A 13,556-nucleotide genomic window follows, 5' to 3' on the forward strand; every position below is an offset into this window, starting at 1 on the left:
TGAAGGCTTGGTGCGGGGGAAGACCCGGGCGGAAGCGCCCGGCGGGGAGGGGTGACCATGGTGGGCGACGCCGGCTCGGGCGCGGCGCGGGAACTGCTGCTGGTGCTCGCGGTGGCGCTGGCCGGGCTGTTGCTCGCAGTGGTCGCGGTGTTCACACCGTGGCACGCGGCCCCGGACGGGGCCGCGCCCGCCGCTCCCGTCGAGCTGCGCAGCCCGACAGAGCAGCCGGCCACCACCACCGGCTGACCGTCACGAGGCCCCGCCTGCCCGCCGCCGGAGGAGCCGGTGCGCGGTCAGCGGGCGCGGGTCTCCCCGGCGCCGGCCGGACGGTGCTCCGCGTTCAGCAGGTCGGCGAGGGTGGTCCGGTCGACCACCAGGGCGATCGCGCCGTGCACGGCCAGCCAGACGTCCCGCAGTCCGGTGGCCACACCCGCGTAGCCGGCCAGCTCGGCCGGCAGGCCACGGACGGTCGTCAGGGACCCGCCGACCGCGCGGAGCACGTCGCCGACGCTGATCTCCACGGCGGACCGGGCCAGGGCGTACCCGCCCTCGGTGCCCCGGTGGCTCACCAGCAGGCCGGCCCGGCGCAGGTCGACCAGGATGCCCTGGAGGAAGCTCAGCGGGATGCCCTGGGTGTCGGCCAGCGTGCCCGCCTTGACCAGCTCGCCGCCGCCGACCGGAGCCGAGGCGGCGACGGCGAGCATGGCCCGGAGCGCGTAGTCGCTGCGCGCGGAGACGTACACGTCACTGACCCGCCTGGTCCAGCACGCCCCAGCGCCGCCGGATCGCCTTGTCCGCCGCCCCGAACGCGGCGTCGACCACCAGGCCCAGCACCAGGATCACGATCATGGTGGAGATCAGCCAGGGGGAGTCGGAAAGCTCCCGCGAGTACGTCAGTTGCGCGCCCAGCGAGGTCTGCGAGATGCCGACCACGATCAGCTCGCCGGCCATCAGGCTGCGCCAGGAGAACGCCCAGCCCTGCTTGAGGCCGGCCACGATGGCCGGCAGCGCGGCGGGGGCGATGACGTACCGGTACAGGTTCAGCCCCCGGGCGCCGAGGTTGCGGCCGGCCCGCAGCAGCAGCGGCGGCACGTAGTCCACGCCGGCGATGACGCCGTTGGCGATGGACGGCGCGGCACCGAGCACCACCACGAAGAAGATCGCCTTCTCGCTCAGCTCGAACAGCAGGATCGCCAGCGGGAACCAGGCGATCGACGGCATGGTCTGCAACGCGGTGATCATCGAGCCGATCGCCGCCCGCAGGATGCGCGACCGGGCCACCGCCAGGCCGAGCAGCAGGCCGACGGCGACCGAGAAGAGGTAGCCGAGAGCCGCCCGGCGCAGGGTGGTGGCCAACCCGTCCCAGAGCTGTACGCCGCTGACCTGCCGGAGCAGCTCCCGGCCCACGGCCGCCGGGCCGGGCAGCGAGTACTCGGGTTTCCAGCCGGTCCAGACCACGACCTGCCAGGCGGCGAGGGCGAGGGCGAGGGCGGCCAGCTTCGGCCAGGTCACCGCCCAGAGGCGGCTGGCCCGGGTGCGGCTCTGATCCCGCCCGGCCAGCTCCAGGGCGTCCAGCCCGGAGATCTCCGCATCGGTACGCGGGGCGGTGGCGAGGGTGTCACCGGCCATGGCGGCCCACCTCCGTACGCAGGCGGTCGGTGACCTCGGCGGCGATCGCGGCGACCTCGGGGGAGTCGATGCGGCGCGGCCGGGGCACGTCGACCGGGGTGGACCAGATGATCCGGCCGGGCCGGCTGGACAGCAGGATGATCCGGTCGGCGAGCCGGGCCGCCTCGCGGACGTTGTGCGTCACGAAGAGCACGGTGAGCCGCCGCTCGGTCCAGATCCGTTCCAGCTCGTCGTGCAGGATGTCCCGGGTCATCGCGTCGAGCGCGCCGAACGGCTCGTCCATCAGCAGCACCGGCGTGTCCAGGGCGAGGGTGCGGGCCAGCGCCACCCGCTGGCGCATGCCGCCGGAGAGCTCGTGCGGGCGCTTGCGGCCGAAGTCGGCCAGGTGCACGGCGGCCAGCAGCTCGGCGACCCGCTCCCGCCGGGCGGCCCGGGGCAGCCCGCGCAGTTTCAGCGGCACCTCGACGTTGCCCTCGACGGTGAGCCAGGGGAAGAGGGCGGGCTCCTGGAACATCAGTCCCGGGTCGACGCCCTCGTCGAGGGCGATCCGCCCGCCGCTGGGCCGGTCGAGGCCGGCGACCAGGTTGAGCAGGGTGCTCTTGCCGCAGCCGGAGGCACCGACCAGGCAGACGAACTCGCCGGGCGCGACGTCGAGGGAGACCCCGTCCAGGGCGACGACGGCGTTCGCCCCGCGCCCGTACACCTTGGTGACGCCGTGCAGCGCGACCGAGCCGGTCGCGCTGCGTGGCGTCGTCGTGGTCGACGTCATGGTTGGCCGACCTCGGGCTTGCCGTGGCCCTTCAGCACCTCGTTGAGGTGGGTCAGGTCGTAGAGACCGTCGAGGCTGACCGGCTGGGTCAGGCCGACCGCGACGGCGTGGTCGAGCCCGGTCTTCAGCGACGAGGCGATCGGGTCGTTGGTGAACTCCAGCGTCGGCCAGGCCTGCTTGATCAGCTTGAGGTCGAGGGGCTTGCCGCTGATCTTTCCGATGTGGTCGGAGATGGCCTGGTGCGTCTCGTCGGGCTTGGTGTTGACGAACTCGTTGGCCGCCACCTGGCCCTCGACCAGCTTCTTGACCACGTCCGGGTGGGCCTTGAGGAACTTGGTGCTGACGATCAGGTTGGTGATCACGAACTTCCGGTCCGGCCAGAGGTCGCGCTCGTCGACGAGCACCTTGCCGCCCGCGTTGACCAGCCGGGACACGAACGGCTCGGGCACCCAGGCGCCGTCGATCGCCCCGCTGCCGAACGTCTCCACCGTCTGGGCGTTCTCCTGCGGAATGATCCTGACGTCGCCGCCGCCCTCCTTGGTCGTCGTGAGGCCCTTCTCCTTGAGCCAGTAGCGGATGGCCACGTCCTGGGTGTTGCCCAGCTGCGGGGTTGCGATCTTCTTGCCCCGGAGCTGCTCCACCGAGGTGATCTCGGGCTTGACCACGAGCGCGACGCCGCCGGAGGCCGCGCCGGAGATGACCCGGACCGCCTCGCCCTTGGACTTCGAGAAGGCGTTCACGGTCGGGTTCGGGCCGATGTACGTGGCGTCGAGAGCGCCGGAGAAGATCGCCTCGATCGCGGCGGGGCCGGCGTTGAAGGTCTTCGTCTCCAGCTTGACGTCGCCGCCGAGCTTCTCGGCGAAGATGCCCTTCTCCACGCCGACCACGGCCGGCGCGTGGGTGATGTTGGGGAAGTAGCCGAGCCGCAGCGTCGTCGGGCCGGAGCCGCCGCCCGCGCTCTCGCTGTCGTCGCCGCAGGCGGCGGCGGTGCCCAGGGTCGCCGCGCCGACGACGGCGAGGGTGGCCAGGGAGACCCACCGACGCAGGGGGAGCCGTCTCATCGTCCATCCAATCCGCAGTATTCCTACTTAGTTGGTAGGAAGACTGGGTGAGGCGGTGGACTGGCGTCAAGGGGCAACCACATGCCGGGACCGGCATCCCAGAAAAGGCGGCAACCCCTACTGATTGAGTGGGTTATGCGGCTACTGTCCCCGGCGCCGCCAACGGTCGGGGGGAACGGCGGTCGCGGCCCCCGGGGCGCCGGCCGGGGCGGCTGGCGACAGGTCGCCGGTGGCGGAGGTGCCGACGCGCTAGGGTCGATCCCGTGGCGGCCCGGAGATCGAGAATTCCAACGACGAAGTACCCGGTCGAGCGGTTCACCCTCGACAACGGCCTGCGGGTGGTGCTGACGCCGGACCGCAGCGCCCCGGTGATCGGGGTGGCGGTCGTCTACGACGTCGGCATCCGCTCGGAGCCGGAGGGGCGCACCGGCTTCGCCCACCTCTTCGAGCACCTCATGTTCCAGGGCTCGGAGAACCTGGAGAAGCTGGCGCACTTCCGGCACGTGCAGGGGGCGGGCGGCACCTTCAACGGCTCCACCCACCTGGACTACACCGACTACTTCGAGACCCTGCCGAGCAACGCCCTGGAGCGGGCGCTGTTCCTGGAGGCCGACCGGATGCGCGGCCCCCGGCTGACCGAGGAGAACCTGCGCAACCAGGTCGACGTGGTCAAGGAGGAGATCCGGGTCAACGTGCTCAACCGCCCGTACGGCGGCTTCCCCTGGCTGACCCTGCCGCCGGTGCTGTTCGACACCTTCCCGAACGCGCACGACGGCTACGGCTCCTTCGTCGACCTGGAGTCGGCCACCGTCGCCGACGCGGCCGACTTCTTCCGCCGCTACTACGCCAGCGGCAACGCGGTCCTGGCGGTCGGCGGGGACATCGACGTCGCCGAGGCGACCACGCTGATCGAGCGGCACTTCGGCGACGTGCCGGCCCGCCCCGCCCCGCAGCGACCCGACTTCGCCGAGCCCGACCTGACCGGGGAGCGGCGCACCTCGTACACCGACAAGCTGGCCCCGTTGCCGGCGGTGGCCGGCGCCTGGCGGGTGCCCGACCCGATCACCGACTTCGCCGCCTACCTGCCCTACGTCGTCCTGGCCGAGGTGCTCACCGACGGCGACGCGTCCCGGCTGGTCGAGCGGCTGGTCCAGCGCGACCGGGCGGTGACCAGCCTCGGCGGCTACGTCGGCTTCATGGGCGACCCGTTCGACGTGCGGGACCCCACGGCGCTGCTGCTCCAGGCACACCTGCCACCGAGCGGGGACGTCGACAAGGTGCTGCGCACCGTCGACGAGGAACTGGACCGGCTGGCCACCGACGGCCTGGCCGAGGGCGAACTGGCCCGTACCCAGGCCCGGATGGCGACCCACCTGCTGCGCGACACCGACGCGGTGCTCGGCCGGACGTTGCAGATGGCCGTGCTGGAGCAGCAGCGCGGCGAGCCGGGGCTGCTCAACGACCTGCCCCGGCTCGTCGGTGAGGTCACCGACGAGCAGGTCCGCGCCGCCGCGGCCAGCCTGCGGCCCGAGCGCCGGGCGTCCATCGAGGTCATCGCCGGAGGTCACCAGTGACGGCAACCGCACAGGCCGCGCCCCGGGCGCTGCCGCCGCTCGGCCCGAACCGTCGGCTCAAGCTGCCGAAGCAGGCCGAGCGCACGCTGGGCAACGGGCTGACCGTGATCGCCGTACGCCGGCCGGCGGTGCCGCTGGTGGAGGTGCGGCTGTGGATGCCGTTCGGCCGCGCCCACCTCGCCCGGGGCGCCATGCTCGCGCAGACCCTGCTCTCCGGCACGCGGACCATGTCCAGCGTGCGGATCGCGGCCGAGCTGCAGAAGGTCGGCGGCGGGCTCTCCGCCGGGATCGACCCGGACCGGCTGATGCTCTCCGGCGCCGGGCTGGTCACCGGGCTGGACCGGATGCTGGAGATCCTCGCCGAGGTGCTGACCGACGCGAGCTACCCGAACGACGACGTCGCCACCGAGCGGGACCGGCTGGTCGACCGGATCCAGGTGGCGCGCAGCCAGCCGGCGCACCTGGCCCGCACCGCCCTGTTGCGGCGGGTCTACGGCGCGCACCCGTACGCGGTGCAGACCCCCGAACCGGAGGCGGTCCGGGCGGTCCGGCCGGCGGTGCTGCGGACCCTGCACGCCCAGCGGGTGCACCCCGCCGACGCGGTGCTGGTGCTGGTCGGTGACGTGCAGCCGGAGCGGGCGCTGGACGCCGCCGAGAAGGCGCTCTCGGGGTGGAACGGCGCCGGGCACACCGCCGACCTGCCGCCCGCCCCGCCGCTGGAGCCGGGGCCGCTGCTGCTGGTCGACCGCCCCGGGGCCGTGCAGTCCTCGCTGCGGATCGCGCTGCCGGCGGTGCCCCGCACCCACCCCGACCACGCCGCGCTGCAACTGGCCAACCTGATCTTCGGTGGCTACTTCTCCTCCCGCTGGACGGAGAACATCCGCGAGGACAAGGGCTACACGTACGGGGGGCACTCCGTCGTCGAGCACTCGGTGGCCGGATCCGTGCTGGTCGCCGCCGCCGACGTGGCGACGGAGGTCACCGGGCCGGCGCTGCTGGAGACGACGTACGAACTCGGCCGGCTGGCCACCCTCCCGCCCGGCGAGGACGAGCTGGAGCAGGCCCGCCAGTACGCTCTCGGCACCCTCCAGCTCGGAATCTCCACCCAGGCCGGGCTCGCCTCCCTGACCAGCGCGTACGCCGGCAGCGGGCTGCGCCTGGAGTTCCTGGCCGAGCACGCCGCCCGGTTGGCGAAGGCGACGGTGGCGGACGTGGCCGAAGTGGCGGCCCGCTACCTCGCCCCGGCCCGGGGGGCCACGGTGGTGCTGGGGGACGCCGAACGGATCGGGCCGCAGCTCGCGGCGCTGGTCCCGGTGACCACCGAGCCGGCGCGGCCGTGAACGGGGAGGCCGCCCCGCCGCTGGCCCGGTCCACCCTGGACCGGGCGGCCCACCGGCGTACCGACCCGGGTTGGCTGGCGCAGGCATGGAACCAGGCCCGGGTGCTGGTGCTGGACTCCGGCGACGGCGGCCGGGCCCTGGTGCGTACCGACACGTCGCCGCCGACGCTGGTGCTGCTCGATCCGGCCGGGCTGCCCGAGCCGACGGCACCGATCTTCCTCGGCGTCGAGCCGGACGGGGTGCCGGTCTTCGCCGTGGACGCCCCGCTGCCGGCGGTGCCGGGGGCCCGGGCGACGCACCTGCGCGAGGTCGGGCACCTGCTCGGCGATCGCGACGCCGGTCTGTTCACCACCGCGCTGGCGCTGGTCAACTGGCACCTGCGGCACCGCTACTCGTCGGCCACCGGGCACCCGACCGAGGTGGACGAGGCCGGCTGGTCCCGGGTGGACCCGGCGGGGGAGCGGATCTGGCCGCGTACCGATCCCGCGATGATCGTGCTGGTGCACGACGGCGTCCCGGGCCTGGACGGGCGGTGCCTGCTCGGCAACAACGCGAGTTGGCCGCACACCGCCGGCGAGCGGCGCTTCTCCTGCCTCGCCGGCTACGTCGAGCCGGGGGAGTCGGCCGAGGCCGCCGTGCTGCGCGAGGTCCGCGAGGAGGTCGGCGTCCCGGTCGACGACATCGCGTACGTGGGCAGCCAGGCCTGGCCGTTCCCCGGCTCGCTGATGCTCGGCTTCCTCGCCACCGCGGACCCGGCGCATCCGGTGCAGGTGGACCCGACGGAGATCGCGTACGCCCGCTGGTTCTCGCGCCGGGAGATCGGCACGGCCCTGGCGGGGCGGCCGGTGGAGGTCGGCGGGGCCCGGTTGGTGCTGCCGCCGCCGTCGTCGATCGCGCTCTTCCTGATCCACCGCTGGCTCGACGGGCACTGCTGAACCCGGTGCCGCCGGTGGTGGCCCGGACCGCCGGAGGCCGGTCGGTGGCCGGGAGGTCGTGCGGTCCCGGCCCGTGGCCGCCGTTGCCGCGACGGTCACGGACCGGGAACACGGGCCGTCGTGGTCGGCTGGGGCAAGGAACACGGCGGGGGAGCCGGTCCGACCACGACGGACGTCTGGGTGCGGGGTCAGCTGCCCCGGTCGTCGGGTGCGGCCCGGAGCCCGCCGCCCGGCTCGTCGAGCGGGAGCACCTTGACCCGTTGCCTGCCGGAGCGGACCGCGCCGACGGTGGCGAGGGCCCGGGCCAGCAGCAGCGCGGCGTCGCGCTCCTCGGCGTGCACGATCTGGCGGCGCGGTTCGGGCGCCGTGGTCTCGTCCCGCAGGCGGCCACCGCACGCCCAGGCGGCGGCGATGTCCACGTCGGCGGCGGCGCGGATGTCGGTGCGAACGATCAGGAACCGCATGCGGGTCTCCGGATGAGTCGCGACGGTGGGGAACGGGTGGAAGTTCCACGTCACTCTGCCGTCATGTTACGCCGCGCGGTCGTCTCATCAAGTGAAACGCGACGATTGGTCCGGAGGCTCGTCCGATCAGCGGATGCCTGGTCGGCGGGGTGGTACGGCGTAGACACGGCGGGGCCGCCGGCACCCTGCCGGCGGCCCCGCGACGGTCGACGGATCAGTTCAGATCGAACTGTCCGTTCTTCGCGCCGGCGATGAAGCCCAGCCAGCCCGCCCGGTTGAACAGCAGCACCGGACCGCACTGGTCCTTGCTGTCGCGCAGGGCCACCGCGGCCGGCCCGGTCCTCAGTGGTGCGACCTCGACGCAGTTCGAGGTCTGGCTGCGCGTGCTCTTACGCCACGGGGCGTCGGCGAGCTGGTTGATCACGGCCGGCGTGTTGCGGATCTCGTTCATCGTGCCACTCCTGAGGTGAACTGCTCCGATGGAACGAGTGGCGCCGCACGACCCGGCGGTTGGGTCCCCCGTGATCACCGCTCCGTCAGGCGCCCGGAGTGCCGGCGACGCTGGGTCGGCGCCGTTGCCGACCCGTACGCCACCGTGGACGCGGTCGCCGTGCCGGGCAGCCGCCCCGTCGCCTCGATCAGCCAGGAGAGGGTGTCCGACTCGGAGAGCGCTGCCGTGCATAGCCACTCGAACACCACTTTATAGCGATTTAGGGCGTTTACCTCGGTCGACATGACGTCGGTGAACCCCCCTTCGATCGCGAGCGTCTCCGGATCGAGCGGATCGGCGAACCGGTAGACCGAGAACGCGGTCGGCGGGAGGTACCAGTCGCCGATCTGGGTGTCGCGCGGCAGCACGTGCAGCGTGACGTTCGGCAGCATCGCCAGCTCGCAGAGCTGCACGAGCTGCTCGTGCAGCACCTCCGGCGGCGCGGTCCGGCCGCCGAGCGCCGCCTCCTCCAGCACCGCCGTGTAGCGGGGCGCGTCGACGGCGCGGGTGAGCAGCGACTGGCGGGCCAGCCGGGCCCGCACCTCGGTGTCGATGTCCTCCCCGGCCTCCGGATCACCGGCCTCCTCGCCGACCTGGCGGGCCGAGGCGATCCGCACCGAGGCGTATGCCGCCGTCTGGAGCAGGCCCGGCACCAGGACCGGGTTGTATTCCGAGATCTCCGCGCAGCCCGCCTCCAGCTCGGCGAAGCTGCGCTGCTGCTGGGTCATCACCGGGTAGTTCCGCAGCCAGCCGCGGATGTCGCCGGCCTCCTGCGTGATGCCGAGGAGCTCCCGGCGAAGCGCCTCGGCGGCGCCGTAGAGATCCAGCAGCGCGCGGACGTCGTCCGGGTCCGGGCGGCTGCGGCCGTTCTCCAGCCGGGACAACTTGGACGCGGACGCCCAGCCGACCCGCTCGATGACCTGGTCTCCCGTGAGACCCGCGGCCTCGCGAAGTCGGCGCAGTTCGGTGCCCAGCCTGCGTCGGCGCAGGATCGGGCTGGGTGAGGCAGGAGGCACGACGTCCTCTTTTCCCGTGGACCGCCGCAGACGCGACGGTAACTGTATGAAATTCGCCCCCCACGGTCAGTATGGACGGCGCGCCTCCCGTCGGAGGCCCCGGTGGGGGGCGTGTCTCGCAGAAAAGAGGACCGTGGGAAGGGTGCGGCGGCCCGTACGACGCCGTCGGCCCGCCCGCGCCACCCCCGACCGCGCCACGCCGCGCACCACCCCCGCCGGAGGGACCCCATGCGCACCGTCCTGCGCCGCCCGGATTTCCGTCTGCTCTTCGGCGGCCTGCTGGCCAGCATGGCCGCCGAGTCGATCCTGCTGCTGGCCCTCGCCATCTGGGTGAAGGACCTGACCGGATCGGACGGGCTGGCCGGCGCCACCATCTTCGCCGTCATCGCCCCGATGACCCTGGCCCCGCTGGTCGGGTGGATCGTCGACCGCTATCCCCGCCGCCCGTTCTTCGTCGCGGCCAACCTGGCGACGGCCGTGCTGCTCACCCCGCTCCTCGCGGTGCGCGACCGGACCGACGTGTGGATCATCTACGTGGTGGCCGCCCTCTACGGCCTGTCGTACATCACCCTCAGCGCGGTGCTCAGCGGCCTGATCCGTCAGCTCGTGCCGGTGGAGCTGCTGGCCGAGGCCAACGGCGTGCTCCAGACCGTGCGCCAGGGGCTGCGCCTGGTCGGCCCGCTGGCCGGCGCCGGGCTCTACGCCGCCGTGGGCGGCTGGATGCTGGCCGTCATCGGGATGGTCGGCTTCCTGTCGGCCGCCGTCGTGGTGGGCCTGATCCGCACGACGGAGACGCCGCGGGCCGGGGCCGGGGTGAGCTGGCCGGCCGAGGTGAGCGCCGGGCTGCGGCACCTGGCCGGGGAGCCGGCGCTGCGCCGGGCGCTGCTCGGCTACGGGCTGGGGTCGCTGGCGATGGGCTTCAGCGAGTCGTTGATCTTCGCGTACGTCGACCAGGGGCTCCGCCGCGACGCCGCGTTCGTCGGCGTGCTGGTCACCGTGCAGGGCGTCGGCGGACTGGTCGGCGGGCTGCTCTCCCCGACCGTGGTGCGCCGCGCCGGCGAGGTGGGCACGCTCGCCGCCGGGGTGGCGTTCTTCGGTCCGGCCTCGTTGGCGCTGGTGTACCCGAACCTCTGGCTCGGCTTCGTCGCGGTGCTGCTGGCCGGCGTCTCGCTGCCGCTGACGATGGTCGGGCTGCACACGCTGATCCAGCGGCGCACCCCGCCGGGGCTGCTCGGCCGGGTCGCCGCGGCCTCCGAGGCGGTGGTGAGCGGCCCGCAGGCGCTCTCCATCGGCGCGGGGGCCCTGCTCGTCGGGGTGCTGGACTACCGAGTCCTGTTCGCCCTGATCGGGGTGGCCACCCTGCTCGCCGGCGGCTACCTCTGGCACGGCCGTACGCTCAGCCCTCCGCCGCCCGCGAGGATCCCGGCGCCCCGCCGGCCCGCCGACGGGCCGGCCCCCGCCGACCCGGCCGGGGCCGGCAGCCAGTGGCGCGGGGCCGGGGGCCAGCGGGCCGGGACCGAGGGGTGGCGGGGCGAGGCCGGGGGGCAGGAGGTGGTCGGCACCACGCCACCGAGCCCGGGGCGCTGAGCCGTCCTGACCTCCCCGCCGCGGCGGGAACGCGACGAGCGGCCGCCCGGGTGGGCGGCCGCTCGTCGTCGGTGCTGCGTCGGTCAGGCGTCGATCGTGGCGAGGTGCTGCTTGACCTGGGTGATCGAGGGGTTGGTCAGGGCGCTGCCGTCGGCGAAACGCAGCGTCGGGACGGTCTGGTTGCCGCCGTTGACGCTCATCACGAACTCCGCGGCCTTCGGGTCCTGCTCGATGTCGACCACCTCGTAGCCGATGCCCTCCCGGTCGAGCTGCGACTTCAGCCGGTGGCAGTAGCCGCACCAGGGGGTGGAATACATCGTCAGCATGGTCAGGTCCTCCAACGGTCCGCACGGCGGCTTGCCGATCAAGCCCAGGCTAATCGCTGCAACGTCCGGCGGAGCTGAGACAATTCCTCGCTGTGGCGGTTCACTCAGCATCCGAACGCGTGCTCGCGGGGCTCGACCCGGAGCAGCGCTCGGCGGTGACCGCCCCCGCCGGTCCGGTCTGCATCCTGGCCGGCGCCGGCACCGGCAAGACCCGCGCGGTCACCTGCCGGATCGCCCATCGGGCGCTCTCCGGCGACATCTCCGCCCGGCACGTGCTCGCGGTGACCTTCACGGCCCGCGCCGCCGCCGAGATGCGGGCCCGGCTCACCGCGCTCGGGGTGGGTGGCGTGCAGGCGCGGACGTTCCACGCCGCCGCGTTGCGCCAGGTGCGCTACTTCGCGCCCCGGCTGCTGGAGGGTCGGGCGATGCCCGAGCTGCTGGACAGCAAGGTCCGGCTGGTCACCCTCGCCGCGGCCAAGGCGGGCCTGCGTACCGACCGGGCGGCCGCGCGCGACCTCGCCGGCGAGATCGAGTGGGCGAAGTCGTCGCTGGTGGAGCCGGGGGAGTACGTCGTCGCGGCGGCCAAGGCGATGCGGGACACCCCGCACGAGCCGGCCCGGGTCGCTGAGGTCTTCGCGGCGTACGAGCGACTCAAGCGCTCCAACGGTGTGATCGACTTCGAGGACATGCTGCGCGCCGCGGTCTGGGGCATCGAGGAGCACCGGGACGTCGCCGAGCAGGTGCGCGCCCAGTACCGGCACTTCGTCGTCGACGAGTACCAGGACGTCAACCCCCTCCAGCAGCGGCTGCTGGACGCGTGGCTGGGCGGGCGGGACGACCTGACCGTGGTCGGCGACGCCAGCCAGACGATCTACTCCTTCACCGGGGCCACCTCGTCCTACCTGGTCGACTTCCCGCGCCGGCACCGGGGCGCGACGGTGGTCCGGCTGGTCCGCGACTACCGCTCCACCCCGCAGGTCGTCGGGCTGGCCAACGCGGTGATCTCCCAGGCGCGGGGCGCCGAGGCGCGGCTGCGACTCGAACTGGTCGGCCAGCGTCCGCCCGGCCCCGAACCGGAGCTGCGGATCTTCACCGACGAGCCGGCCGAGGCCAACGCCGTGGCCGCGCGCTGCCGCGCCCTCGTCGACGCCGGCACCCCGGCGAAGGAGATCGCCGTGCTGTTCCGGACCAACGCGCAGTCCGAGGCGTACGAGAAGGCGCTGACCGAGGCGCAGGTGCCGTACGTGGTGCAGGGGGCGGAGCGGTTCTTCGAGCGGGTCGAGGTCCGGCAGGCGATGGTCGCCCTGCGGGCCGCCACCCGGTCGATCCCCGGGGAGACCCCGCTGCCCGCCGCCGTCGTGGAGGCGCTCACCGCGGTCGGCTGGGCCCCCGACGCGGCCCCGGCCGGCGGCGCCGTCCGCGAGCGGTGGGAGGCGCTGGCCGCGCTGGTGCAGCTCGCCGAGGAGTACGCGGCCACCCCGCAGGTGCTGCCGATCGGGCCCGCCGCCTCGGTCGAGCGCCCGGTCACCCTGGCCGACTTCAACGAGGAACTGGCCCGCCGGGCCGCCGCGCAGCACGTGCCGACGGTCGACGGGGTGACCCTGGCCTCGCTGCACTCCGCCAAGGGCCTGGAGTGGGACGCGGTCTTCCTGGTCGGCCTCTCCGAAGGCACCCTGCCCACCACGTACGCCAAGACCGTCGAACAGGTCGAGGAGGAGCGCCGGCTGCTCTACGTCGGCGTCACCCGGGCACGGGAGTGGCTCTGGCTGTCGTACGCCTCGGCCCGCTCCCCGGGCGGGCGGGCCCGGCGGCCCTCGCGGTTCCTGCCGCAGCTCGACCGCTCCGGCGGGGCGGAGCGGGCCGGGGCCTCGCCGGCGGCGCGCCGGCCGGAGCGCCGCCGGACCCAGATCGTCTCCTGCCGGATCTGCGGCGCGACCCTGCTGGCCGGGCCGGACCGCAAGCTCGGTCGCTGCCCCACCTGCCCCTCGGACATCGACGAGGAGCTGCACGAGCGGCTGCGGGAGTGGCGCCAGCGGGTGGCCGGCGGGCAGCGGGTGCCGGCCTATGTGGTCTTCACCGACGCCACGTTGGTGGCGCTCGCGGAGCGGCGCCCCGGCCGGGCGGAGGAGCTGATCGCCATCGCCGGCATCGGGCCCCGCAAGCTCGGCCTCTACGGGGAGGCGGTGCTGGCCCTGGTGGCGGGCGCGGCGGTCGACGACGTCTGCCCGGAGAAAACTTTCGAAATCTCGCCGTAAATTCGTTTGCCCTCGCCCCGTGACGAGGAATAGCCTCATGGCACACCTCGCGAGCGGCGCCATTTCGGCTGCTCACGAGGGGTAGAGACCGTATCGGCACGAGTGAACGT

Annotated in this window: 14 protein-coding genes; 6 read left to right on the top strand and 8 right to left on the bottom strand. The window is 73.8% G+C overall.

Going from position 1 to position 13,556, the window contains the following annotated elements; genetic code table 11:
• Positions 1–57 precede the first annotated feature (57 nt).
• Positions 58–246 carry a hypothetical protein gene (locus ACTMS2_RS13500; RefSeq protein ID WP_441175655.1) on the top strand — a complete coding sequence of 63 codons (189 nt, stop codon included), beginning with the start codon at positions 58–60 and terminating at the stop codon, positions 244–246.
• A 47-nt stretch (positions 247–293) separates the two neighbouring features.
• On the opposite strand, the gene ACTMS2_RS13505 is transcribed toward ACTMS2_RS13500, so the two are convergent.
• From ACTMS2_RS13505 to ACTMS2_RS13520, 4 genes are read right to left on the bottom strand one after another with little or no spacing between them, the layout of a single operon-like run.
• Positions 294–743: an RrF2 family transcriptional regulator gene (locus ACTMS2_RS13505; protein WP_441175656.1), complete on the bottom strand. Its 450-nt coding sequence runs from the start codon at positions 741–743 to the stop codon at positions 294–296.
• Between the two features lies 1 nt (position 744).
• Positions 745–1,629, bottom strand: a complete 885-nt coding sequence (locus ACTMS2_RS13510) for an ABC transporter permease (RefSeq protein WP_441175657.1) — start codon at positions 1,627–1,629, stop codon at positions 745–747.
• Positions 1,619–2,398: an ABC transporter ATP-binding protein gene (locus ACTMS2_RS13515; protein WP_441175658.1), complete on the bottom strand. Its 780-nt coding sequence runs from the start codon at positions 2,396–2,398 to the stop codon at positions 1,619–1,621. The genes ACTMS2_RS13510 and ACTMS2_RS13515 overlap by 11 nt, the downstream gene beginning before the upstream one ends.
• Positions 2,395–3,459, bottom strand: a complete 1,065-nt coding sequence (locus ACTMS2_RS13520; RefSeq protein WP_441175659.1) for an ABC transporter substrate-binding protein — start codon at positions 3,457–3,459, stop codon at positions 2,395–2,397. Before ACTMS2_RS13520 ends, ACTMS2_RS13515 begins: the two co-directional genes overlap by 4 nt.
• 263 nt (positions 3,460–3,722) lie before the next feature.
• Between ACTMS2_RS13520 and ACTMS2_RS13525 the strand changes: the two genes are divergently transcribed.
• From ACTMS2_RS13525 to nudC, 3 genes are read left to right on the top strand one after another with little or no spacing between them, the layout of a single operon-like run.
• Positions 3,723–5,033 carry a M16 family metallopeptidase gene (locus ACTMS2_RS13525; protein ID WP_441175660.1) on the top strand — a complete coding sequence of 437 codons (1,311 nt, stop codon included), beginning with the start codon at positions 3,723–3,725 and terminating at the stop codon, positions 5,031–5,033.
• Entirely contained in the window at positions 5,030–6,373 is a 1,344-nt protein-coding gene (locus tag ACTMS2_RS13530) for a M16 family metallopeptidase (protein ID WP_441175661.1), read from the top strand. The genes ACTMS2_RS13525 and ACTMS2_RS13530 overlap by 4 nt, the downstream gene beginning before the upstream one ends.
• Positions 6,370–7,308, top strand: a complete 939-nt coding sequence (nudC, locus tag ACTMS2_RS13535) for an NAD(+) diphosphatase (RefSeq protein WP_441175662.1) — start codon at positions 6,370–6,372, stop codon at positions 7,306–7,308. Before ACTMS2_RS13530 ends, nudC begins: the two co-directional genes overlap by 4 nt.
• Positions 7,309–7,496: 188 nt before the next feature.
• On the opposite strand, the gene ACTMS2_RS13540 is transcribed toward nudC, so the two are convergent.
• The 3 genes from ACTMS2_RS13540 to ACTMS2_RS13550 form a co-directional block, all read right to left on the bottom strand.
• On the bottom strand, positions 7,497–7,772 hold the full coding sequence (locus ACTMS2_RS13540; RefSeq protein ID WP_101415224.1) for a hypothetical protein: 276 nt from the start codon (positions 7,770–7,772) through the stop codon (positions 7,497–7,499).
• Between the two features lie 214 nt (positions 7,773–7,986).
• Positions 7,987–8,223: a DUF397 domain-containing protein gene (locus tag ACTMS2_RS13545; protein WP_363893944.1), complete on the bottom strand. Its 237-nt coding sequence runs from the start codon at positions 8,221–8,223 to the stop codon at positions 7,987–7,989.
• Positions 8,224–8,297: 74 nt separating this feature from the next.
• Positions 8,298–9,278, bottom strand: a complete 981-nt coding sequence (locus ACTMS2_RS13550; RefSeq protein WP_441175663.1) for a helix-turn-helix domain-containing protein — start codon at positions 9,276–9,278, stop codon at positions 8,298–8,300.
• 228 nt (positions 9,279–9,506) lie between these two features.
• Between ACTMS2_RS13550 and ACTMS2_RS13555 the strand changes: the two genes are divergently transcribed.
• Positions 9,507–10,865: an MFS transporter gene (locus ACTMS2_RS13555; protein ID WP_441175664.1), complete on the top strand. Its 1,359-nt coding sequence runs from the start codon at positions 9,507–9,509 to the stop codon at positions 10,863–10,865.
• 83 nt (positions 10,866–10,948) lie between these two features.
• Here ACTMS2_RS13555 and ACTMS2_RS13560 read toward each other — a convergent pair whose 3' ends face one another.
• On the bottom strand, positions 10,949–11,191 hold the full coding sequence (locus ACTMS2_RS13560; RefSeq protein ID WP_089003216.1) for a mycoredoxin: 243 nt from the start codon (positions 11,189–11,191) through the stop codon (positions 10,949–10,951).
• Positions 11,192–11,283: 92 nt separating this feature from the next.
• Here ACTMS2_RS13560 and ACTMS2_RS13565 point away from each other — a divergent pair, with 92 nt between their 5' ends.
• Entirely contained in the window at positions 11,284–13,446 is a 2,163-nt protein-coding gene (locus tag ACTMS2_RS13565; protein WP_441175665.1) for an ATP-dependent DNA helicase UvrD2, read from the top strand.
• The last annotated feature ends 110 nt before the right edge of the window (positions 13,447–13,556 follow it).

The sequence above is a fragment of the Micromonospora sp. SD12 genome (assembly GCF_052068495.1).
GTDB classification, from domain to species: Bacteria; Actinomycetota; Actinomycetes; order Mycobacteriales; family Micromonosporaceae; genus Micromonospora; species Micromonospora echinofusca.

Excerpts from the sequence above, each read along its gene's own strand:
- ACTMS2_RS13540 (WP_101415224.1), bottom strand. The coding sequence starts at position 7,772 with ATGCGGTTCCTGATCGTTCGCACCGACATCCGCGCCGCCGCCGACGTG.
- ACTMS2_RS13555 (WP_441175664.1), top strand. The coding sequence starts at position 9,507 with ATGCGCACCGTCCTGCGCCGCCCGGATTTCCGTCTGCTCTTCGGCGGC.
- ACTMS2_RS13510 (WP_441175657.1), bottom strand. The coding sequence starts at position 1,629 with ATGGCCGGTGACACCCTCGCCACCGCCCCGCGTACCGATGCGGAGATC.
- ACTMS2_RS13545 (WP_363893944.1), bottom strand. The coding sequence starts at position 8,223 with ATGAACGAGATCCGCAACACGCCGGCCGTGATCAACCAGCTCGCCGAC.
- ACTMS2_RS13560 (WP_089003216.1), bottom strand. The coding sequence starts at position 11,191 with ATGCTGACGATGTATTCCACCCCCTGGTGCGGCTACTGCCACCGGCTG.
- ACTMS2_RS13520 (WP_441175659.1), bottom strand. The coding sequence starts at position 3,459 with ATGAGACGGCTCCCCCTGCGTCGGTGGGTCTCCCTGGCCACCCTCGCC.
- ACTMS2_RS13500 (WP_441175655.1), top strand. The coding sequence starts at position 58 with ATGGTGGGCGACGCCGGCTCGGGCGCGGCGCGGGAACTGCTGCTGGTG.
- ACTMS2_RS13515 (WP_441175658.1), bottom strand. The coding sequence starts at position 2,398 with ATGACGTCGACCACGACGACGCCACGCAGCGCGACCGGCTCGGTCGCG.